Annotated in this window: 24 protein-coding genes, 1 tRNA gene and 1 riboswitch; of the genes, 12 read left to right on the top strand and 13 right to left on the bottom strand. The window is 62.7% G+C overall.

What is annotated here, in order from left to right; all coding sequences use genetic code 11:
• The first annotated feature begins 4 nt into the window (after positions 1-4).
• Positions 5-652, top strand: a complete 648-nt coding sequence (gene pdxH / locus DOM41_RS13180) for a pyridoxamine 5'-phosphate oxidase (RefSeq protein WP_110687314.1) — start codon at positions 5-7, stop codon at positions 650-652.
• Positions 653-800: 148 nt separating this feature from the next.
• Here the strand turns inward: pdxH and DOM41_RS13175 are convergent, their stop codons facing one another.
• From DOM41_RS13175 to DOM41_RS13165, 3 genes are all read right to left on the bottom strand, one after another.
• Complete coding sequence (locus DOM41_RS13175) at positions 801-1,643, bottom strand: ABC transporter permease (protein WP_110687313.1); 843 nt, start codon at positions 1,641-1,643, stop codon at positions 801-803.
• 1 nt (position 1,644) lies between these two features.
• Positions 1,645-2,847, bottom strand: coding sequence for a quaternary amine ABC transporter ATP-binding protein (locus DOM41_RS13170; protein WP_110687312.1), 1,203 nt, complete (start codon positions 2,845-2,847; stop codon positions 1,645-1,647).
• A gap of 176 nt (positions 2,848-3,023) precedes the next feature.
• Positions 3,024-5,789, bottom strand: coding sequence for a bifunctional acetate--CoA ligase family protein/GNAT family N-acetyltransferase (locus DOM41_RS13165; RefSeq protein ID WP_110687311.1), 2,766 nt, complete (start codon positions 5,787-5,789; stop codon positions 3,024-3,026).
• A gap of 224 nt (positions 5,790-6,013) precedes the next feature.
• Here DOM41_RS13165 and DOM41_RS13160 point away from each other — a divergent pair, with 224 nt between their 5' ends.
• From DOM41_RS13160 to DOM41_RS13140, 5 genes are all read left to right on the top strand, one after another.
• Positions 6,014-6,955: a histone deacetylase family protein gene (locus tag DOM41_RS13160; RefSeq protein WP_110687639.1), complete on the top strand. Its 942-nt coding sequence runs from the start codon at positions 6,014-6,016 to the stop codon at positions 6,953-6,955.
• Positions 6,956-7,121: 166 nt separating this feature from the next.
• Positions 7,122-7,754: a helix-turn-helix domain-containing protein gene (locus tag DOM41_RS13155; RefSeq protein WP_110687310.1), complete on the top strand. Its 633-nt coding sequence runs from the start codon at positions 7,122-7,124 to the stop codon at positions 7,752-7,754.
• A gap of 62 nt (positions 7,755-7,816) precedes the next feature.
• On the top strand, positions 7,817-8,155 hold the full coding sequence (locus DOM41_RS13150) for a DUF1244 domain-containing protein (RefSeq protein ID WP_110687309.1): 339 nt from the start codon (positions 7,817-7,819) through the stop codon (positions 8,153-8,155).
• On the top strand, positions 8,152-8,676 hold the full coding sequence (gene moaB / locus DOM41_RS13145) for a molybdenum cofactor biosynthesis protein B (protein WP_110687308.1): 525 nt from the start codon (positions 8,152-8,154) through the stop codon (positions 8,674-8,676). The genes DOM41_RS13150 and moaB overlap by 4 nt, the downstream gene beginning before the upstream one ends.
• On the top strand, positions 8,663-9,856 hold the full coding sequence (locus DOM41_RS13140) for a molybdopterin molybdotransferase MoeA (protein ID WP_110687307.1): 1,194 nt from the start codon (positions 8,663-8,665) through the stop codon (positions 9,854-9,856). The genes moaB and DOM41_RS13140 overlap by 14 nt, the downstream gene beginning before the upstream one ends.
• 37 nt (positions 9,857-9,893) lie before the next feature.
• Here DOM41_RS13140 and DOM41_RS13135 read toward each other — a convergent pair whose 3' ends face one another.
• The 6 genes from DOM41_RS13135 to DOM41_RS13110 all read right to left on the bottom strand — a co-directional run bounded on the left by DOM41_RS13135 (position 9,894) and on the right by DOM41_RS13110 (position 12,730).
• Positions 9,894-10,442, bottom strand: coding sequence for an acyl carrier protein phosphodiesterase (locus DOM41_RS13135; protein WP_110687306.1), 549 nt, complete (start codon positions 10,440-10,442; stop codon positions 9,894-9,896).
• Positions 10,443-10,460: 18 nt separating this feature from the next.
• Positions 10,461-10,811 carry a TusE/DsrC/DsvC family sulfur relay protein gene (locus tag DOM41_RS13130; protein ID WP_110687305.1) on the bottom strand — a complete coding sequence of 117 codons (351 nt, stop codon included), beginning with the start codon at positions 10,809-10,811 and terminating at the stop codon, positions 10,461-10,463.
• Complete coding sequence (gene tusB / locus DOM41_RS13125) at positions 10,811-11,104, bottom strand: sulfurtransferase complex subunit TusB (protein ID WP_110687304.1); 294 nt, start codon at positions 11,102-11,104, stop codon at positions 10,811-10,813. Before tusB ends, DOM41_RS13130 begins: the two co-directional genes overlap by 1 nt.
• Positions 11,105-11,114: 10 nt before the next feature.
• Positions 11,115-11,501, bottom strand: a complete 387-nt coding sequence (tusC, locus tag DOM41_RS13120; protein WP_110687303.1) for a sulfurtransferase complex subunit TusC — start codon at positions 11,499-11,501, stop codon at positions 11,115-11,117.
• The gene (gene tusD / locus DOM41_RS13115) at positions 11,498-11,893 is read right to left on the bottom strand and encodes a sulfurtransferase complex subunit TusD (protein ID WP_110687302.1); all 396 of its coding nucleotides are present in this window, start codon (positions 11,891-11,893) and stop codon (positions 11,498-11,500) included. Before tusD ends, tusC begins: the two co-directional genes overlap by 4 nt.
• A gap of 165 nt (positions 11,894-12,058) precedes the next feature.
• Complete coding sequence (locus DOM41_RS13110) at positions 12,059-12,730, bottom strand: Bax inhibitor-1/YccA family protein (protein WP_110687301.1); 672 nt, start codon at positions 12,728-12,730, stop codon at positions 12,059-12,061.
• 161 nt (positions 12,731-12,891) lie between these two features.
• Between DOM41_RS13110 and DOM41_RS13105 the strand changes: the two genes are divergently transcribed.
• Positions 12,892-12,982: transfer RNA gene (locus DOM41_RS13105), tRNA-Ser, on the top strand.
• A 132-nt stretch (positions 12,983-13,114) separates the two neighbouring features.
• On the opposite strand, the gene DOM41_RS13100 is transcribed toward DOM41_RS13105, so the two are convergent.
• Positions 13,115-13,435 carry a hypothetical protein gene (locus tag DOM41_RS13100; RefSeq protein WP_157956937.1) on the bottom strand — a complete coding sequence of 107 codons (321 nt, stop codon included), beginning with the start codon at positions 13,433-13,435 and terminating at the stop codon, positions 13,115-13,117.
• An 85-nt stretch (positions 13,436-13,520) separates the two neighbouring features.
• Positions 13,521-13,724: a hypothetical protein gene (locus tag DOM41_RS13095; RefSeq protein ID WP_110687299.1), complete on the bottom strand. Its 204-nt coding sequence runs from the start codon at positions 13,722-13,724 to the stop codon at positions 13,521-13,523.
• A gap of 355 nt (positions 13,725-14,079) precedes the next feature.
• On the opposite strand from DOM41_RS13095, the gene DOM41_RS13090 reads away from it, so the two are divergent.
• On the top strand, positions 14,080-14,397 hold the full coding sequence (locus DOM41_RS13090; RefSeq protein WP_110687298.1) for a hypothetical protein: 318 nt from the start codon (positions 14,080-14,082) through the stop codon (positions 14,395-14,397).
• A 131-nt stretch (positions 14,398-14,528) separates the two neighbouring features.
• Positions 14,529-14,744 carry an RNA-binding protein gene (locus tag DOM41_RS13085; protein ID WP_110687297.1) on the top strand — a complete coding sequence of 72 codons (216 nt, stop codon included), beginning with the start codon at positions 14,529-14,531 and terminating at the stop codon, positions 14,742-14,744.
• 106 nt (positions 14,745-14,850) lie between these two features.
• Here DOM41_RS13085 and DOM41_RS13080 read toward each other — a convergent pair whose 3' ends face one another.
• Together DOM41_RS13080 and DOM41_RS13075 are read right to left on the bottom strand one after the other, a co-directional pair.
• On the bottom strand, positions 14,851-16,560 hold the full coding sequence (locus DOM41_RS13080) for a potassium/proton antiporter (protein ID WP_110687296.1): 1,710 nt from the start codon (positions 16,558-16,560) through the stop codon (positions 14,851-14,853).
• 81 nt (positions 16,561-16,641) lie between these two features.
• Positions 16,642-17,523, bottom strand: coding sequence for a hypothetical protein (locus DOM41_RS13075; RefSeq protein WP_110687295.1), 882 nt, complete (start codon positions 17,521-17,523; stop codon positions 16,642-16,644).
• Between the two features lie 94 nt (positions 17,524-17,617).
• A riboswitch (TPP riboswitch) is annotated at positions 17,618-17,721 on the top strand.
• A gap of 39 nt (positions 17,722-17,760) precedes the next feature.
• Here DOM41_RS13075 and DOM41_RS13070 point away from each other — a divergent pair.
• The 3 genes from DOM41_RS13070 (at position 17,761) to DOM41_RS13060 (ending at position 20,468) form a co-directional block, all read left to right on the top strand.
• The gene (locus DOM41_RS13070; RefSeq protein ID WP_110687294.1) at positions 17,761-18,564 is read left to right on the top strand and encodes an ABC transporter ATP-binding protein; all 804 of its coding nucleotides are present in this window, start codon (positions 17,761-17,763) and stop codon (positions 18,562-18,564) included.
• Complete coding sequence (locus DOM41_RS13065) at positions 18,554-19,369, top strand: ABC transporter permease (RefSeq protein ID WP_188112403.1); 816 nt, start codon at positions 18,554-18,556, stop codon at positions 19,367-19,369. The genes DOM41_RS13070 and DOM41_RS13065 overlap by 11 nt, the downstream gene beginning before the upstream one ends.
• Positions 19,370-19,436: 67 nt before the next feature.
• On the top strand, positions 19,437-20,468 hold the full coding sequence (locus tag DOM41_RS13060) for an ABC transporter substrate-binding protein (RefSeq protein ID WP_110687293.1): 1,032 nt from the start codon (positions 19,437-19,439) through the stop codon (positions 20,466-20,468).
• The last annotated feature ends 17 nt before the right edge of the window (positions 20,469-20,485 follow it).

Raw genomic sequence — 20,485 nt, 5'->3', positions numbered from 1 at the left:
GACCATGAGCGAGCTGGAAGGAATGCGCCGCGACTACGAGGGAGAGCCCCTCACGCTCGACCGGATGCCGAGCGATCCCTTCACGCTGTTCGACAGCTGGTTGGAACGGGCTATCGAGCATGAAGGTCTCGATGCCAACGCCATGACGCTAGCCACCGTGGATAGCGAGGGTGATCCCCACGCGCGTATCGTGCTGCTGAAAGGTGTGGATTCGGAAGGAATGCGCTTTTACACCAATTATCAGAGCCACAAAGGCAACGAGCTCGCTCAGGTGCCAAAGGCGGCGCTGGTGTTCTGGTGGCCGGGGCTGCAACGCCAGGTGCGTGTCGAAGGCCGCGTCGAGCGCGTGCCCGAAAAGCAGTCCGACGATTACTTCGCCAGCCGTCCCCGCAAGAGCCAACTGGCGACCTGGGTCTCCCAGCAGAGCGTCGAGATCCCGGGGCGGAATTGGCTCGAGGAGCGCCTATCGCGCTTCGAGCAGGTTTACGTCGATCAGCCGGTGGAGCGACCGCCCCACTGGGGGGGCTACCGCGTCATGCCCTATGCCGTCGAGTTCTGGCAGGGCCAGCGCAGCCGGCTACACGATCGCATACGCTACACCCGTCGAGAGTCGTCGGCAGACGAATGGTACCGGGTGCAGCTTGCCCCTTGATGAGGCGCTGATCGAGCGGCTGCCTGGCTCTCTGCGTCAGAACGCTCTTCTCGCCTGATCAGGAAGAGGCTTTCGCACATGAAAACGCCCGGCCTAGGCCGGGCGTTTTCATGTCAGGCGGCTTGCGCCGCCGCATCGCCGGAGCGATTCAGGATTTCTTCTTGCGTCCGGTCAGGGTCTGGGTCAGTCGATCGAGCAGCATTGCCATGATCACCACCGCGATTCCCGCCTCGAAGCCTTCACCGGGACGGAGACGCTGAATGGCGCGCCAGACCTCACTGCCCAGACCGTTGGCGCCGATCATCGCGGCGATCACGACCATCGAGAGTGCCAGCATGATGGTCTGGTTGATGCCGCCCATCACGGTCGGCAGTGACAACGGAAGCTGTACCTTGACCAGCTTCTGTCCACGGGTCGAGCCGAAAGCGTCGGCCGCTTCGACGAGCTCTTTGGGCACCTGACGGATACCGAGCGTCGTGAAACGTATAGCGGGTGGCATGGAGAAGATCACGGTCGCGAAAATACCCGAGACCGAGCCAATGCCGAAAAACGGGATCGCCGGGATCAGATAGACGAATGCCGGCATGGTCTGCATGAAGTCGAGGATCGGCATGATGACGCGGTAGAAGCGATCCGACACCGCCGCGAGAATACCCAGCGGTAGCGCAATGGTGATAGCCACCAGCGTCGCGATTACCACCAGCGTCAGCGTCTGGATCATCGGGTTCCAAAGCCCCAGGTTCCAGATCAGCCCCAGACCCAATAGCGCGCCGACGGCCAGGCGCCGGCCACTGAGCCGCCAGCAGAGCAGGATGACCAATCCCATCAGGGCCCAGATGGGCATCCACATCAGCCCGTCATTGAGTAGCGAAATGCCGCTCTGCGTCGTCCGCGAGATGGCCCGGGTGACACCGGAAAATTCCGACGTCAGGAAGTTGAGTCCACTCTCGATCCAGTCACCGAGCGGTATTCTAGGAATGTCGAAATCCATGTTATTCAGCCTCCGCTTCGGCCAGTTGTTCCAGTACAGCACCCTTGACGACGACGCCCATCAGACGTGACTCCTCGTCCACGACGGCGATCGGATAGCTGCTGCCGGTGAACATCTTGTAGAGGCTTGCCAGTGGCTCGTCAGGAACGACGCTCGGGAAATCCTTGCTGATCAGCGCGTCGATTCTTTCGTCGCCGGCCTTCGCCGCCGCATCGATCTCGTCAACCGTAACGATGCCCAGCAGGCGCCGCTCCCGGTCGACGACATAGATCGAATCGAGGCCGTTCTCGACCATCTTGCGCAAAACGGTGCGCGGGCCGTCGTCTTCCCGAGCCGTGGCGCGAACGGGGCGCATCGTGCGCTGGGCACTGACCACGCGGGACTTGTCGACACCCTGAATGAAGCGCGCCACGTAGTCGTCCGCCGGGTGCGTCAGAATTTCCTCGGGCGTGCCGATCTGAACAATTTCGCCGTCACGCAGCAGGATGATGCGATCGCCGATGTTGATCGCCTCGTCCAGGTCGTGGGTGATGAAGATGGTCGTCTTCTTGGTGCGGTGCTGGAGTTCGATCAACTCCTGCTGCATGTCGCGACGGATCAACGGGTCGAGCGCCGAGAAGGCCTCGTCCATCAGCAGAACGCTGGCGTCGTTAGCGAGCGCTCGAGCGAGTCCCACGCGCTGCTGCATGCCTCCGGAGAGCTGCGTCGGGTAGGCGTGCTCCCAGCCTTCGAGTCCGACCTGCTTGAGTGCGTGTGACGCCTTTGCCTCACGCTCCTCCTTGGGGATGCCACGAATCTCGAGGCCGTACTCGGCATTCATCTGCACGGTGCGATGCGGGAACAGCGCGAAATTCTGAAACACCATGGAGAAGTGACGCCGACGGCACTGGAGCAGGGCTTTCTCGCTAAGCCGCGGGATGTCCTCGCCGCCGATGATGATCTGACCCTCGGTTGGCTCGATCAGCCGGTTGAGACAGCGAATCAGGGTGGATTTGCCCGAGCCGGAGAGCCCCATGATGACGAGAAGTTCGCCATCGCGAACATCGAAGTCGATGTTGGAAAGGCCGATGGTCTGGCCTGTTTTCTCGAGGATTTCAGGCCGCTTGAGCCCTTCGTCGCGCAGCTTGAGCGCCTTCTTGGGGTCATCCCCGAACACTTTGCTCAGGTTACGGACCTGAATCTTGATCTGCGGATCGTTTTGCATTGTTGGTCTGACCTGGGTGGGCGGAAGTGGCCGTCTCCTGTTCAAAAGAACAGGTTACGGTCGGTGTCCCTTAGTATTTTTTGGTTTCAAATCATAAGATCTTATCGATAACAGGGCAAAGGACAATACTGGATAATCGAACAACCGTTCAAGTACCGATGCCCGCGATCGTGTTTTCAGGCACCGCTCGCGGCACTGGCAAGACGGTGGCGCTGCCATTCGCTGGTGGGCTCGTTTAGCGGACAGACGGCTTCGACAATCCCCTCCTCGACGTCGATCCTGAGGCTGAAACCGAGCCGCTTCAGCAGCCGCCGCATGGGCAGGTTATCGATCATGACCGTTCCCACCATCGACAGGGTGCCCACGTCGCGGCTGTAGCGGATCATCTTCTCCATCAGGGCGCGGCCGAGTCCGATACCCTGGCAGTCGTCGCGGATGATGATCGAAAACTCGGTACGGATGTTGTCCGCATCGTTCCAGACGCGGACGACGCCCAGCATCTCCTCGTTGCCATGGCCGCCAGCGGCGGTTTCCTCATGCGCTACCGCGATGAAGGCCATTTGCCGGTCATAGTTAATCTGCGCCAGTTGAGCGAGCTCACGGGGAGACAGCACTGCCTTGTGATGAAAATAGCGGTAGCGAATGCTCTGCTCGGACAGTCGTGCATGAAAGGACGTGATCAAGGGGGCATCCTCGCCCCGAATGGGACGAATATCCACGATCCGGTTGCCAAGCTCGACTCGCTCCCGTAGCTGTTCCGGGTAGGGCATGATCGCCTGGACCGACGGTTCATCGAGATCCAGGGCGAAATCGACGGCGGTTATCCCCTCCCGGTTGAGCAGCAGCGGATTGATTTCCAAACCCTTGAGATGAGGCAGGTCGCTGGCCAGCTGTGAAAGCTGCACCAGCAACCGCGCAACCGCGGACACAGGGTCAGCGTCGCTGGCTCGCAACGCGTAGTCGCGAATCCTTTGGCCGGCTCGGGTGCGATCGATCAGCTCTTCCGCCAGGCGCTGGTTCAGCGGAGGCAGCGCGATCTGGCGGTCGCCCAGGACATCGATCTTGTAACCGCCGATGCCGAAGACGATGACCGGACCGAACTCGGCATCGCGGGTAATACCGGCACAGAGCTGCAAGGACTCCTTGCCACGCTGCATGGTCTGCAGGCAGTAGCTGTAGATCGGGCTGTCCGGTCGGGTCTCGATCAGGCGCTGCTCCAGCCGGACGACGGCATCCACCACGCTGCCGGGCTGCTCCAGATCCTGCATGAGGGACAGCGTCCTCTGGGACTCTCTGGCATCACGGAATGGAAGGCAGCTATCGCGATGAACCGCTTTCACCGCCCACGGCCCCGGCAACTCGTAAGCCGCTCGCTCGGCCTGCTCGAAATCGCGGACATAAACGCTGGGTGCCGTGCGGATTCCATAGGCGTTGAGCGCCTGCGCGGTCTCCTCGTGGCTGAGATGATCGCGGTCACGGGCCCGCGCAGACTCGATCAACGCATGGCAGTGCGCGCGGACTTCGGAGGACGTCTCGAGTGCCAGTGAGGGCGGCGTCTGGTGCAGCAGGTTCTGGACACGCCGGTAGCGAACCAGATGCAGGAAGGCGCGGACCGCCTTCTCGGGTGAGATGTAGGTGGGAATGCCGGCGCGATTGCAGGCGCCTCGGGCCTCCAGGGCCTCCTTGAGCCCCATCCAGCTGACCAGGAGCCGCTGACGAAAGCGCGACTTCGCGCCGATCAATGCCTGCGCCGTTTCCAGCGAGGGCGCCAGACGCGTCGGCGCATGGAGCACGAGGACAGCATCGACCTGACGATCCTGCATCAAGATGTCGAGCGCTTCGAGATAATGCGCCGGGCGCGCGCTGCCACCCAGATCCACCGGGTTGGCGCCCGGGCGACTGACGTCGAGTGCTGCGGTACGCAGCGCCTCCGCTGTCGACGCCTCGAAGGTGGCAAGCTGTCCGCCTCCGTCAATCAACTTGTCGATCGCCAGCAGCGCCGGTCCGACCCCATTGGAGACGATCGCGAGCCGGTCACCTTTTGGCGGCTTGAGGCGTGACAGCGTCTCCAGCGCATCGAATAGCTCGTCGGAGTCCTCGACCCGCACAACCCCCGCCCGGGCCAGCGCCGCTTCCACGACGGCATCGCGATGCGTCACCCCCGGGGTGTCGGGGAGCCGCTCGAGAATGGCCTGCGGGTTGCGACCACTCTTGATTGCCACCACCAAGCGGTTACGCGACGCTTCGCGCAGCGCAGTCATGAAATGGCGGGCGTCGGGAATCCGCTCGAGGTGCAGCAGTAGCGACCGGCAGCGCCCCGTCGTGTTGAGATAATCGATCACATCGGGCAAACGGACATCGACGCTGTCACCTAGCGTCACCAGATGGGAAAACCCCACCGCTCTGCCCGCCGCCCAGTCGATCATCGCGTTACCCAGCATCCCGGACTGGCCGAGATACGCCACACTGCCGTCGGCGATGGGCTGGCTGGCGTAGGTCGCGTTGAGGTGAAACGAGGGTACGGCCACACCGAGACACTCCGGACCTAGAACGCGTACATTCGCGTCATGCGCCGCCCGCTGGAGGCATTCGCGGAGCGACTTCGCGCCCCCCTCGTCGTCCAGTGAGGCGCCCCCCGACAGCACCAGAGCGGCTTTGACCTCCAGCTCGCCCAGCTGACGGATGACCTCGGCCACACGTTTCAGCGGCGTGCAGATGACCGCCAGTTCCGGGGTTTCCGGTAGCTGCTCGAGGCGGCGATGACATGGCACCCCATGCACGTCGTCGTAGCCTCTAGGATTGACGCACCAGAGCGATCCCTCGAAGCCGGCACGCAGCACGTTGCTCAACACCATGGCGCCCTGTGACTCCGGGCGAGGCGAAGCACCGATGACGACGAGGGAACGCGGCGCGAAAAAGCGTCGAAGAAACTGAGTGGCCATGACAGGTCCGCTGACGAAGGAAGAAGTCTCCGTCACCCTACACCGTTCATGCGGCGCGGGAATATTTATCAGCGTCAATCGCCGGCAGCCAAAGCGACCCCGGCGTCGACCGGCGCCATGGCAGCCAGATCGAGCGCTGATACGACCAAAGTCTTAGCGGCATGGCGCTGGGCGAAGCCGGCGTCATCGCCCAGACTTCTACGACGCCAACCACTGGTGAGCCGATGATTACCGCCTACATCACCCACCCTGACCTCGCCCGACACGACATGGGGGAGCACCACCCCGAGGCCCCCATGCGGCTCGAAGCGATTCGTGCCCGTCTGATGCGAAGCGGGACTCTCCTGCAGACGGTCCAGGTCGAGTCGGGACCCGCGTCGGACGAAGCGCTGGAGCGCGTCCATGATCGGGACTACCTCGTCGACCTGGAGCGTCGCCTGCCACGCCAAGGCATTGCCATCGTCGACGGCGACACACGGCTGTGTCCCGATTCGCTTCGTGCCGCCCGTCTGGCCGCCGGCGCCGCCCTCAAGGGAGTGGACATGGTCTGCAAGGCGCGAGCAGACAACGTCTTCTGCGCCACCCGGCCACCCGGCCACCATGCCGAGCGCGGCCGCGCCATGGGCTTCTGCTTCTATAACAATGTGGCTGTTGCCGCCGCCCATGCGATCGAGCAGCACGGTCTCGAGCGGGTCGCCATTCTCGATTTCGACGTGCACCAGGGAAACGGTACGCTGGATATCTTCCGTGACGACCCGCGGGTACTGATCTGCTCAAGCTATCAGGAGGCGTTCTATCCCTGGCGTTACCTCGATGGCGACTGGCCCAACGTGGTCAACACGCCGCTGGCGGCCGGCGATGACAGCGCGGTGTTCCGGCGCCGCGTCGAGCAGGAGTGGCTACCCGCGCTGGAACGCCACCGGCCGCAGCTCTTGCTGCTTTCCAGCGGGTTTGATGCGCATCGCGACGACCCTCTGGCCGAAATCGAACTCTGCCACGACGACTTCTACTGGATCACTGCACGCGCCCTAGATGTCGCAAAGCGGCACGCAGACGGGCGACTGGTATCGATACTCGAAGGGGGCTATCACCTCAAGAGCTTGCCGGTCGGCGTCGAGGCGCACCTGCATGCCCTGCTTGGACAGCCCTGGTGCGAGTCCCCTTGACGGTCTTGCACACGGCGAATTCTGCGTCGCCGACCTGCCACAGAGGCTCGCGTGTCGCCGCGCGAACGGCCGAGGACGTGTCACCCGAGAGCGCGCCGGCGACGCTGTGATATTCTGCGACCCACGTGCCCTATCGCACCAACCAATGCCTTAATTAGAGACCCTCATGGCCGCCACTAACGATCAGGAAGCCGCCGTGCGTATCGCCTCCGGTCGCAAGGCATTTGTCGAGCCGCTGCGGCTGGGGGAGCGGCTCAAGGAGATCCGCCTCGCCAATCGCTGGACGCTCGGCGACGTCAGCACGCGCACCGGCCTTGCTCGCTCAACCCTATCCAAGATCGAGAACGATCAGATCTCACCGACGTTCGCGGCGGTGCAGAAACTCATCGTCGGGCTCGGAATCGACCTCCCTCAGCTGCTCACGCCCACCAAGCCACAGCTTCACTCGCGCGGTCGTCGAGACCGCACGGCACTGGGGGGCGGCAAACTTCACCCCACCCCGACCTACGAGCACGAACTGCTCTCCTGCGAGCTCGCACAGAAGCGCATGATTCCCTTCAAGACCATCGTGCGGGCGCGCCACTTCAGCGAGTTTCAGGAGTGGATCCGTCATGACGGCGAGGAGTTCCTGATGGTGCTCGACGGGGATATTCTGCTGTATTCCGAGTTCTACGAGCCGCTGGCCATGAGCGCCGGGGATTCGCTCTACTTCGACAGCGATATGGGTCACGCCTTGATCTCCACCAGTGACAACGACGCTGTTGTGCTCTCGGTCTGCACCCCTGGCGACGGTTACTGAGCCTCGCCTACCTGATAGTTACCTATCCTGTTCACTCATCGTTTCCATTCGAGGAGCGTTTAATGCACCAGTTCGACGAGTCGACCCGAACCGAAATCGAGGCGGCGGCCTTTCGCCAGCTACTGCGCCACCTCGATGCCAACAAAGACGTCCAGAACATCGATCTCATGATTCTGGCGGACTTCTGCCGTAACTGTCTCTCCAAGTGGCTGGTGACTGCTGCCGAGACCCGCGGCGAGTCGCTCGAGTACGAGACGGCTCGAGAGTATGTCTACGGTATGCCCTATTCGACCTGGAAGGCGGAGCACCAGAAGCCGGCCACCGACGAGCAGCTCGCGGCCCTCGAGGCGCGCCAGACCGACAAAAAGCCGGCCGCAACTGATGCGGGGGGCCAGTCATGAGCGAGATGGTTCCGCTTTCGGTCGCGGTCCTTACCGTCTCGGACACCCGCACCGATGAGACCGACCGCTCCGGCGATCTACTGGTATCGGGCCTGCAAGAGGCCGGACACCACTTCATCGAAAAGCGCATTGTCGAGGATGACGTCTATCGAATACGCGCCATTGTCGCCGGCTGGATCGCCGACGACAGCATCCAGGTCGTACTGACCACGGGCGGCACCGGTTTCACCGGGCGTGACTCCACGCCGGAAGCGATTACGCCGCTGCTCGACAAGACGATCGACGGGTTCGGGGAGTTATTCCGCCAGGTCTCCTACGAGGAGATTGGCAGCTCCACCGTCCAGAGCCGCTGCCTCGGAGGGCTGGCCAATGGAACCGTGCTTTTCTGCCTGCCGGGTTCGACCGGCGCCTGTCGAACAGGATGGACGCGCATCCTGCGCGAGCAGCTCGATAGCCGGCATCAGCCATGCAATTTCGCCAACCTGGTGATTCCCGGTCGAGGTCAGCATGGCAACAGCTAATCTGCAGAGCGTCGAGCAGGCACTCGCCGCGCTGCTGGAGGGGGTCACCACACTGGCTTCGGAGTGGATCCCCTGCAGCGATGCCGAAGGCCGGGTGCTGGCCTCAAAGGTTTCCGCCTCGATCGACGTGCCTCCGGCCGACAACAGCGCCATGGATGGCTACGCGTTGGCGAGCCGGGATGCGGGGGCGCCCCTGAGCATCTCCCAGCGAATTCCTGCCGGTCGCGCACCCGCCCCGCTCGCCCCTGGCACCTGCGCGAGAATCTTCACCGGCAGCGAGATTCCCGAGGGCGCGGATTGCGTGGCGATCCAGGAAAACGTTCAGGTCGATGGCGACGTGGTTCACATTCCAGCGACAGCCATCGGGCAGAACGTCCGCCGTCGCGGGCTCGACGTCGCCTCGGGTGACGCGATGCTCGCCGCCGGGACACGGCTGGGGGCCGCTTCACTCGGACTGCTCGCGGGACAGGGCCTGACCCACGTCGAGGTGGTCCGTCGCCCCCGCGTCGCGCTGCTGCTGACCGGTGATGAGATCGTCGAGCCGGGGGCCCCGCTCGCCCGCGGTGAGATCTACAACAGCAATGGTCCGATGCTCGCCACGCTGATTCGGCGGTTTGGCGGTGAACTGGTACGCGAAGTCAGGGTTGCCGATGATTTCGAAACCACACTCTCGCGTCTGGCAGACGCGGCCGAGGCGGCTGACGTCATTGTCACCACCGGTGGGGTGAGCGTCGGTGAGGAGGACCATGTCAAACCGGCGATCGAGCGCCTTGGCACGCTGTCGCTCTGGCGTCTGGCAATGCGCCCCGGCAAGCCGCTGGCGCTAGGAACCATTGGTGAGGCACGGATCGTGGGACTGCCCGGCAACCCGGTGTCGAGTTACGTGGGGGCTTGGCTCTACCTGCGCGCGCTGATGGGGGCGCTTCAGGGCTGTCCCGCGCTGAGCGAGCTACCGCGTATTCCTGCCGAGGCGCAATTTGAAACGCGCGCTCAGGGGCGGCGTCACTATCTGCGTGCCAATCTCACGCGGGAAGATGGCCGGCTCGTCGCACGCGCGCATCCCGAGCAGAGCTCGGCGGTGCTCACCTCCTGTGCAGCGACCAATGCGTTTGCTGTCATCCCTGCGGACAGCGAGGTAAAACCGGGAGATATCGTCGAGTGCCTCTGGCTCGAGGCGTAACGAGAAACGCCCGATGATGCGGCAACGGCCGGGGTATTCAACCCTGGAACCGATGTCGCATTTGCGGCCAGAGTCTATGGAAGGCGGCTTCGAGTTCGGGATAGGTGGCTTCGAGCCACGGCGTCAGTGCGGCGAGCTGATTGGGCCCGCGAAGCCGCGTGCCGATTCCGGCAATCGCTTGGCAGGTGAAGTCGAAGTCTGCGTAGCGAGAGAGCCAGTCGCCTTCTATCAGAGCAGGGATCATACCCGCCAGACGGTCCGGCGCCGGATGCTGTGCAAGTATTGCGTAGCAGCGCGACACCAGCGCAGGGTCCGGCGTCTCGCGAGCAATAAAGTGGTCCCAGACCAGATCCAGAGCGATTCCCGCGTAGCGCCGTTGCCCCTTGGGGGCCGCGGCCAGGCGCGCTCGGACCTCTGAGTGGCTATCGATAGCGGCATCCACCTGTCGGTGGTGGCGTACCCCCGCCGCCACCTCCTCCTCCAGAGATCCCAGCGCGGTTCCCTTGATGCCGTCAGCGATTAGATTGCCATAAAGGAACTCATCGCTACCCTGCCGGGCGAGCCACGCATGGGCGAGAAAATTCATGATCGGTGGCCGTCCGGCTCAGAGGCAATTGGTGGGCTTGGGCAACCCGGCCAGGCGCGCGCCGACCTTGGCCGGACTCTCCGGAAAAAGCCGCATCAGATAGATCGACTGGCCTTTCTCTTCGCCCAGCGACTGGCGCACCGCCTTCACCAGCGGGCGCATTGCCGGAGACGATTCGTAGCGTTGGTAGAAATCACGCAGCACGTCGAGGATTTCCCAATGTGCCGGGGTCAGTTCGCGACCCTCCGCTGTCGCCATGGCGACGGCAACCGCCGGCGACCAGTCATCCATCGACACGAGATACCCCTCGGGGTCCAAGGCCACGGCGCGGTCATTTACGGTAAGCGTCGAAGTCGCGTGTGTCGTCATCAGAACCAGCTCAAGGATTTGGGAAAACGTTCGGTCAGGGTAACGAAACCGTCCATATCGACGAGTTCCAGCCGTTCATCCAGCCGCCCGAGAAGGCCGCGAGATTCGGCGTCTTCTTTAAGCACCCCGACGCTCCCCCTCGGCAGGCTACCCAACGGTGCTCTCGTCTGGGCCAACCCCGCGTAACACCCATCCTCGATCAGCAGAAGATAGTCGCCCTCAGAGATGGCTTCGACCACATCGTCGAACAGGCCACGGTTATCGGGAGTCCGGTTGATCAGGTGCAGCGTCATGGCGAATCCCTCAAAAGATCAGGCTCGAGGCGTGCGCGGCATGCAGGGCAGCAATCTCGTCGCTATCCAGCACGGAAACCGGCAGCATCAGATCGTCAGTGGTCAGCCCGCGTTCCGTTAGTGCGGTCCGGCTAACCCACAGCCGCTCGATGTCGTACATCTCGAGCATCATCAGCTGCGGGTGAGTCCCCTTCTGACCCAGCGCCCCCGTGGTCTGGTTCTCGAGTAACGCGAAGACGCCATCGCCCTGAAACAATAGCTCGACCTCGCGGCCAAAAGCGGCCGTCACCAGGGCAACATCGATTCCCTCTCGTAGCCAACTGCTGCCGTGCGGCGGATGCCGCAGCACGATGAGTAGCGCGTCGTTGCAGGTGGCAAGGTGATGAGAGTCCGTCATGGCGCGAAGGTGATCAGTCGGTCGTGGGTCAGCATCGCATCGACCAATTGGCCGAGCCCCGTCAGTTCAAAAGGCGGTTCGACACTATGCATGGCGAGGTCGTGGCGCTTGGCTTCCGCCTGATTCACGAGGCCGCGGCGCAGACCAGCGGCGACGCAGACCAGAAGCTCCGTCTGTGATGTCGCATGAAGCCGCCTCCAACGCTCACCCAGGTGCACCTCATCCTGCGGTGGCGCCATGAGCGTGGAGGCGTTATGCACGCCATCACGGTAGAAGAAGACCGTTTTGACCGCGTGACCTCGCGCCACGACCGCCTCGGCAAAGCGCAACGCGGAGAGCGACCCCTGCGTGCTGTAGGGGGCGGCGTGGACGAGTAAGGCGTAGCTAAGCACCGTATGCGATCCAGAACCCGGATGATTGGGACGCCTGGCGCGGGCTTGGCCAACGACGCAGGCAAGCGCGCTGGTTATCCAGCCGACGCTGGCAACAGGAGCAGATAGTAGCAAACGAAAAGGCCCCACCGAAGTGGGGCCCGAAGTTCGCTGTCCGTGAACCGATCAGTCGTTGGACATCACGCCCAGAATCGAAAGCAGGCTGATGAACAGATTGTAGATCGATACGTAGAGCGTGATCGTCGCCAGGATGTAGTTGGTCTCGCCGGCGCGGTGGATGATCTCGCTCGTCTGGAACAGGATCGCGGCGGAGGAGAACAGCACGAAGCCGGCCGATACCGCCAGCGACAGCCCCGGGATATTGAAGACCAGAGCGGCAACCATCGCCAACACCAGCACGATGGCGCCCGCCACCATGAAGTTACCCAGGAAGCTGAAGTCCTTGCGGGTGATCAGCGCAACGGCGGAAAGCCCCAGGAAGGCGGCTGCCGTCATGCCCAGCGCCGTCATCACCAGCTGTGCGCCATTGGGGATAGACAGATAGAGGTCGATGATCGGCCCCAGCGTGAAACCCATGAATCCCGTAAAGGCGAAGGTCGACAGCAACCCGGCCGCCGAGTTAGCCGTTTTGTGCACCAGAAACATCAGGCCGTAGGCGCCGATGAAGAACACGAAGATGTTGATCTGCGTTACACCCATCGCCATGGCGGCGCTCGCGGTAACGGCAGAGAAGAGAAGCGTCATGGCCAGCAGCATATAGGTATTGCGCAATACCTTGTTGGTGCTGACCGCACTCGATCGTCGATCAGTGACGTCGTGCGAAGTCCGGTAGTCCATTGCGTACCCCTCGTTATGTTGATCTACCCCAGAGACCAGAGTGCCCTTGCAAAGTTCCCCTGACAAGCGTAATGAGCGGCGCGGGCTATAAATAACTCGTTGAAAGCTAAAGATCTAGTTGACGAACATCTCATGGCTGGTAATATGTGCCGCCGTAAGTCGGAGAGATGGCAGAGTGGTCGATTGCAGCGGTCTTGAAAACCGCCAAGGGTTTGTAGCCCTTCCAGGGTTCGAATCCCTGTCTCTCCGCCACTATTGCGAAAAGGCCAGCTAAATAGCTGGCCTTTTTTGTGCCCGGTCATTGACCCGGGCTGATCGTCCCGCCCTGCCCCGGGGCGTAAGCTTCCGAGACAGGCTTGTCGGGTGCGAGTCAGACCCTCTCGATCACGCGGGGTTCTGCTGCATGTAGACCGCCAGCGCATCAATGGTCGTCTGGGTGTCATCGCAGAAAGGTCGTGACGGCTCGAAAGGCTCGCCGCTTGCCAGCTTTTCGAACTCATCCTGGTGGGGCCTGACCTGCCCGGTCTGTTGAAGCTGACGCGCGACACCCTGTAGCTCCGCCTGCGCGCTCTGTGAGTCCGAGCGTGCGGCCAGATAGGCGTCGATCTCCGCCGACTGCGTCCTCAGTGCCTGCGTAATCCCCGTGGCGGAACACTCGAAGTCGTTGGCGAGCGCCGGCGCCGATGCGGCCAGCGTTAGCATCAAGAGTAACGATCGTGATAACGACACGCTGAACCTCGTTCGTTGGATGGGGGTCGATGCGACGACCCGTGGGGTTGGGAGAAACAAATCAGTCGTCCTGCCCTTTTCCCATGTCAAGTTTGTCAAAATAATCGCTTTTCTCCGGTAACTGATCTTTCGGCGGCTGTATCCTGCGCGCATCATAGGACTCAACGGTCAGCGATGATGCCTCCCCGTCGCTATCCACTACCTGCACTTCCACGACAGCCTGGTCTCGTTTCAATACATAAATACCGGTATAAGTCGATGTCATGTCGCTCGTCCTTGTCGCAGTCGAAAGGCCATTGGCCTCAAGAGCGTATACGGGTGCCGCACTCACGGCGAACCGTCGCGCATCACGCCGCTGCCACCGCGGTGTGTTCCAGACGCCTCGGGACTCTGGGGCGCTTTGGCGAATTTGCGTTTCGAAACCCGGCTCGCGTCGACTAGACTCCGACCCCTTGATGATCTGGAGTTCGCCCCATGCGCCTGGTATACCGACTATTGATACTCGCCGGGCTCCTGGTTTCCAGCCTGGCCTATAGCGGCTGCTCCCCTATCCCCGACGCCCCGGGCCCGATCGGTACTCCCGGTATCTAACTGTCATCGTCCACTTGAATGAACGCCTCATGATGTCGCGCAAGTATCGCTCACTGTCGCTTCTCTGGCTCGCCGCCACCACCCTGGGTGGCTGCGTTTCCGTGACGCCGCATTTTTCCGCCACCAACTATCTGCGAGACAGCCGGGCTTGCGAGCGACAGACACATCAGATTGCCGGCGAAGAGGAGTTTCAGCTCTGCATGTCCCGGATGGGGTGGCCGGACTCACAGACTCAGGCGGCGCGCATCGAGCTGGAAAACCGCCAGCAGGATGCCGATGAGAATCTTTTCGACGATGCTCTCAACGGGCTACAGTTTGGTCTACAGTGGCAGCTGAGCCCCCAGTGAGCCCATTTTTTCGGCTCTGCCCCTCTCAGTGTCATTGAGCGTCGCTTCAATTCGTCCCATGCTGTACCTCAGTGCCGGCTCCACGAACCTTGCCAAGGCGTGTCCGGCCACTCTTCACGAGGAATTCCACGATGGCAGAACCCTATATCGCAGTGAGAAAGACCCGAAAGCCTGGGAACGATGCCGAGCCCTGCTTCGAAGTGTTTGATGGCGATACCGGCGGCAGCCTGGGGTACTTCGATGAGGAGAGCGACGCTCAGCGCCGTGCGGACAGCATGAATGGCATGATCGAGAAAGAGACAGGCAAGCGTCTTGACCGCCCAACGGAGAACGATGACGTCGAGTGACAGTGCGCCGGTAGACGCCAGGCCGATTGCACTACGACCTCGCCAGGCGGGGTCGTCGCAGTGACGCTAGGGCTGCGCGCCAGCGATCGAACGCTGTGAGCGAGCATTAGTGATAGAGACGTAAACCGACCCGAGTCACGCGATTGCCCTCCATCTCGTTGACCACCCAGTGAAAGCCGTGCCAATCGACGTCGTCGCCCACCACGGGATGCCCGCCGACACGAAGCGCCACAAACTCCCCGAGTGTCATCCGCTGCTCCCCCGGGCTTAGCGTCAGGCCGTACGCGTTGGCGACTTCCTGCATCAATGCTTCGCCATCGAGTGTAAATGTCCCGAAGAACGCGCGTTCACGCCGCAGCTTGGACTCGCCGTTAAACAGACGGTTGAGCGAAGGCAGGTCTCCCGTGCGTCCGATAAGACAGACCACGTCCTGTAGCCGAAGGCGAGTGCTTCCCTTGGGATGCAGCATGGCGTGCTGACGAAAGATCGCCGATATCAGTATGCCGGATGGCAGCCTGAGCAGACGAATGGGCACGTCGTCGAGAGACTCGTTTTCCACCTTGTAAACGAACATCTCATAGTCGTTTTCTGGCAGCACGCCGAGCTGGCCGCGACGGTCCGGCGTCGTCGTCTCCGGTAACACCACCCGCATCCAGCGAGCGACGTAGGCCAGTGTCGAGCCCTGCAGAAGAAGGGAGATCAGCACCACGAAGAAAGCGACGTTGAAGTAGAGCGCCGCATTCTCGACACCGGTAATGACCGGAAAGATGGCCAGGACGATAGGGACAGCTCCCCGGAGCCCGACCCAAGAAAGAAAGAATAGCTCCCGCCAGCGGAAGCTGAAAAACGGCAGCAACGATGCCATCACGGCCACTGGCCTGGCGACCACGATCAGCGCAACCCCCAGAATGACGCTGGGGACCGCGTAGTCGATCATCTCCGATGGCGTGACAAGCAGGCCCAGCACCAGGAACAGCCCGATCTGACTCAGCCACGCCAGGCCGTCGTGAACGGGGAGAATGTGAGTGAGATGGCGCCCGGGCTGGTTACCGATCATCAGTCCGGTCAGGTAGATCGCCAGAAAACCGCTGCCCCCGACGGCACTGGTCGCGCCGAAAATGAAAAAGCCGAGGGCCAGTGCCAGCAGCGAGTAGAGCCCGGGAGCCAGGTCGAGCCAGCGCAGCATTTTCGCCGACACCCAGCCGCCGCCGAGACCGATGAAAAGGCCCAGGCCGAATTGCAGGACGAAACGCATCAGCGTCTCGGTGAGCCCCCCGACCGCCCCCGTCAACAGCTCTGCGAGCGTAATGGTCAGAAAGATCGCCATCGGGTCGTTGGTCCCCGACTCGATTTCCAGTGTGGCACCGACGCGCTCGTTGAGATTGACGCCGTGCCCCTTGAGCATCGAGAAGACCGCGGCGGCATCGGTCGAGCCGACGATCGCACCAACCAGCAGCCCTTCGATCCAGTTGAGATCCAGCAGCCACATTGCCAGCAGTCCGACCATGCCACTGGTGATAAAGACACCCAACGTGGCCAGCGACAGCGCCGGCTTGAGGCCCACACGAAACGTCTGGAACCGGGTTCGAAGCCCGCCGTCGAGCAGAATCATCGCCAGCGCGAGGTGGCCGATCAGAAAAGCCTGGGAGTAATCGTCGAACTGGAGGCCTAGCACCCCCTCTTCGCCGGCAAGCATGCCGAGCGCCAAAAACAGCACGAGCAGCGGTACGCCGATTCGCGAGGAGACACGACTGGCCAGGATACTCAGGGCGATGAGCGCCCCGCACACGAGAAACAGACTGTTGATCGAATCCACGAATCGCTCATCGGCTGCAGGTTCGAAAACCTCAGTATGCCACGCCCGCGAAATCTTGCGCGGTGAAAAATTCCCGAAAAACTAGATTCTTAGCCACGCCGGATGGCTATCGATCCAGGTCTCGCCTTGCGGGCCATGCAGGGCGAGCAGGCGTGCCAGCAATCGCATTGCACTCCGGTGATGCTCGAGGTCGACGAGAGTGTCGCTCCCATAGGTATTGAGGAACGCTTCACGCTGAGCACGGCTGGCGATCAGCAGCTCGACCAGGCAGAGATCGAACTCCAGCGGCGCCCAGACCAGCGCTTCCCAGTCACACCAGAAATGATCGGTCGCGGTGCGGAGATACTGATCGGGTCGCTGATCCGGCAGTGACCACACCGCCCGTTGCGGTATCGGCCAGCGCAGCCGAGACGCTTCGGCACCCGCGCCTCTCGACTCGGCGAAGGCCTTCGCGCTGGCCGGCCACGTCGTTAGGTCGGCGACGTCGGACAAGGGGTGCCCCCAACCGGGTACGGCTTCGCGGTGGAGCATCCTGAGCTGGGTGCCGAGCCGTCCAGCGAAGGCATTATCCATCAAGGCCGATTCGCCCCGCCGCCACGGCTGACTCCAGAGCGGCGCGTCATCGAGGTGCCCCAGATAGGTCATTGGCAGCGGCGCCATCGGCAGTTGCGGTGGCAGCATGCCAGCGATGTCGGTGAGCGCATGCGGCGTACGCCAGCGGTCGAGGCCAAAAAGCGTGGCCAGCCCCGCCCAGAATGCGTCCTGCGTGGCATCGTTACGGGCCAGCTTGAGCAGCTGCGGCGAGAGCGTGCCATCACGCCATAGCCAATTGGCGCTATCCGGCCAGCGCAGTGCGAGAGGCTCGACCGGCCGACCGATAAACGTCGCAATCCTTGCGGTGAGCGCCTCCCCGGGCAGCGTATCGGCCGCCGGCCCGGCCTGGGAGAAATCGGCTGAAGTCACTATCGTCTCCTGACAAGGGCTTTCTGGCAGATCGACTCGTGCCGAAAGCCATGGCGATCCGGTGGGCAAGCCAGCATCGATGGGCGTACACTTGACCACAGCATAGGGGTGCCCGCGACTAACGGGCTGAGAGTGCCACGCACAACCCTTGAACCTGAACCGGTTAGCACCGGCGGAGGAAATGCCTGCGTCACCGTCGCATGACTCCGCCCGTTCGTCACTCTGTCGGGAGTCGTCATGCCCCCACCCGCCATCGAGATCCGCCGCGCCAGCTTGCACTTCGGTGAGCAAGCGCTGTTTTGCGATCTCGACGCACAGTTTCCCGCGGCCAGCTGGAGCTGCCTGCTCGGTCGCAGCGGCAGCGGCAAGAGCTCCCTGCTGCGGATGATCGCCGGGCTCTCGCTACCCGACAACCATCGCCTCGAACTCGTCACCGATGATGGGCTCCCCCTGGGACCACGTCTGGCGTGGATGGCCCAGCAGGACCTGCTGGTGCCGTGGCGTCGGGTGGTGGACAACGTCATGCTCGCGGCACACTGGCAGCGACGCGTGACACCGGCGGATCGAGCGCGCGCGTTGGCGCTGCTCGAGCGTGTCGGCCTCACGCCGCAGTCAGACGCCTGGCCAGCAACGTTATCCGGCGGCCAGCGCCAGCGCGTGGCGCTGGCTCGCACGCTCTTTCTTGATGCCAGCGTCGTACTGATGGATGAGCCCTTCTCGGCGGTCGATGCGATCACCCGACTCGGTCTTCACGAGCTGGCGAGTGAACTCCTTGCCGAGCGCACCGTGATCATGGTCACTCACGACCCGCAGGAAGCCCTCCGGCTGGCCGATCACCTGCTGATCCTCAAGGGGGAGCCGGCGCGACTGCAATCATTGACGCCACCGACCGGCACGCGGCCTCGGCCACTCGACCGCGCCGATCTCCACCGGCATCAGGCCGCACTCGTGGCCGAACTCATGCCGCCCGGGCAACGCGCCCTCCAGACCGGCCACCCCGCTACGGCGTCCGCTGAAGGTGGAGGTCCCGATGATCGATGATTCGCGAAGCTCGGCACCGACATCGATCCCGGGTTCGACCAACATTCAGCGCCTACCCTGGCGGTTTATCGGCGCACTGATCGCGCTAGTGCTGCTATGGCAGGCCGTCGTGACAGTGACCGGCGTGCCTCGCTACATCCTGCCCGCGCCGCTGGCGGTTGGTCGCGCACTGGTCGAGCAACGCGTGCTGCTGGCGAACCATGCCTGGGTCACCGCCGTCGAAATCGTCGCCGGTTTTATCGGTGGCGTTGTTCTCGGCGGGCTCACCGCGCTGTCGCTGGCCCGGTTTCGGCCGTTGCGCCGCACGTTACTGCCGCTGCTACTGGTGAGCCAGGCGATTCCTCTGTTTGCGCTGGCTCCCATCCTCATGCTCTGGCTCGGCTACGGCATGCTGCCGAAGATCCTGATGGCGATATTGATCATTTACTTTCCGGTCGCCTCCACCGGCTACGACGGTCTGCGTCAGACCCCGCAGGGCTGGCTCGATCTCGCCGATACCTTTCGACTCAGCCGCCGTCGTCGGTTACTCAAGGTCCAGTTGCCCGCCGCGATGCCTTCATTCGCCTCAGGCATACGCATGGCGGCAACCGCTGCACCGATCGGCGCCGTGATCGGCGAGTGGGTCGGCTCCAGTCGCGGGCTAGGGTTCCTCATGCTCAACGCCAACGCACGCCTGCAGGTGGACATCATGTTCGCTGCGCTACTCGTCCTCGTGGCGTTTGCGCTCATGCTCTACTTCGGCACCGACGCGTTGTTACGGCGCGCGATGCCATGGCATTGCGACCGCATCGACACCGCTGGCTGACTCTGTCTGCGTACCGGTGACAACTGCTTCCCTCAACAGCGTGAATTCGCCAACAAGGAAAATGACCATGCGCACTACCGCACGAAGCCATCCCCCTTCGCACCGTCCGGCCCGCCCGCTTCGCCGCTGGCTCACCCTCGCCCTCGCCTCGCTGACGATCGGCATGACGGGAACGGCCTCGGCGCAGGACAACGAGATCGATGCGCCGGAAATGATCGATCTCAGCGTCATGCTAGACTGGTATGCCAATCCTGTGCATGCGCCGTTGATTATCGCCAAGCAACGCGGCCTGTTCGAAAAGCGCGGCCTCGACGTCGACATCCAATCTCCGGCCGACCCGAGCGTACCGCCGAAGCTCGTGGCTGCCGGCCGAGTGGATCTGGCGCTAAGCTATCAGCCACAGCTGCATCTGCAGGTGGACCAGGGCCTGCCGGTGGTCCGTATCGGCACGCTCGTCGCGACACCTCTCAATGCACTGGTCGTGCGCGCGGACAGCGGTATCGAAGCGGTTGCCGACCTCGCTGGACACAAGATCGGCTACTCGGTGGGCGGCGTCGAAGAGGTGCTGCTGGCGGCGACTCTGGAACACAGTGGTCTGAGCCTGGATGACGTCGAGCTGGTCAATGTCAACTTTTCGCTGACCCCGGCACTCATCAGCCAGCGCGTCGATGCGGTGACCGGCGCTTTTCGCAACTTCGAACTCGCCCAGATGCGCCACGAAGGCGTCCCCGGCAAAGCCTTCTACATCGAAGAGGAAGGTGTGCCGACCTATGACGAGCTGATTTTCGTCGCCAACCGCGACACGCTCGATGACCATCGCGATGCCTATCGTCGCTTCATGGCCGCGATTGGTGAAGCGACCGCCTGGATCATCAATCATCCCGACGACGCCTGGCAGCGCTTCATCGACTACGACGAATCGCTCGATACACCGCTCAATGCGGAAGCATGGGAAGCAACGCTGCCACGTTTCGCATTGCGACCGGCGGCACTGGACACCAAACGCTATCGTGATTTCGAGGCCTTTCTACTCGAACGTGGCGAGATCAAGGCACAAAGCCCCATCTCGCGACTCGCCGTAGACCTCGACGCGCAGTGAGACTGGATCGACTAGCC

Source organism: Salinicola aestuarinus, assembly GCF_003206645.1.
Lineage (GTDB): Bacteria > Pseudomonadota > Gammaproteobacteria > Pseudomonadales > Halomonadaceae > Salinicola > Salinicola aestuarinus.
The sequence above is the reverse complement of the archived record's forward strand: the minus strand, read 5'-3'. Positions and strand labels throughout refer to the sequence as shown.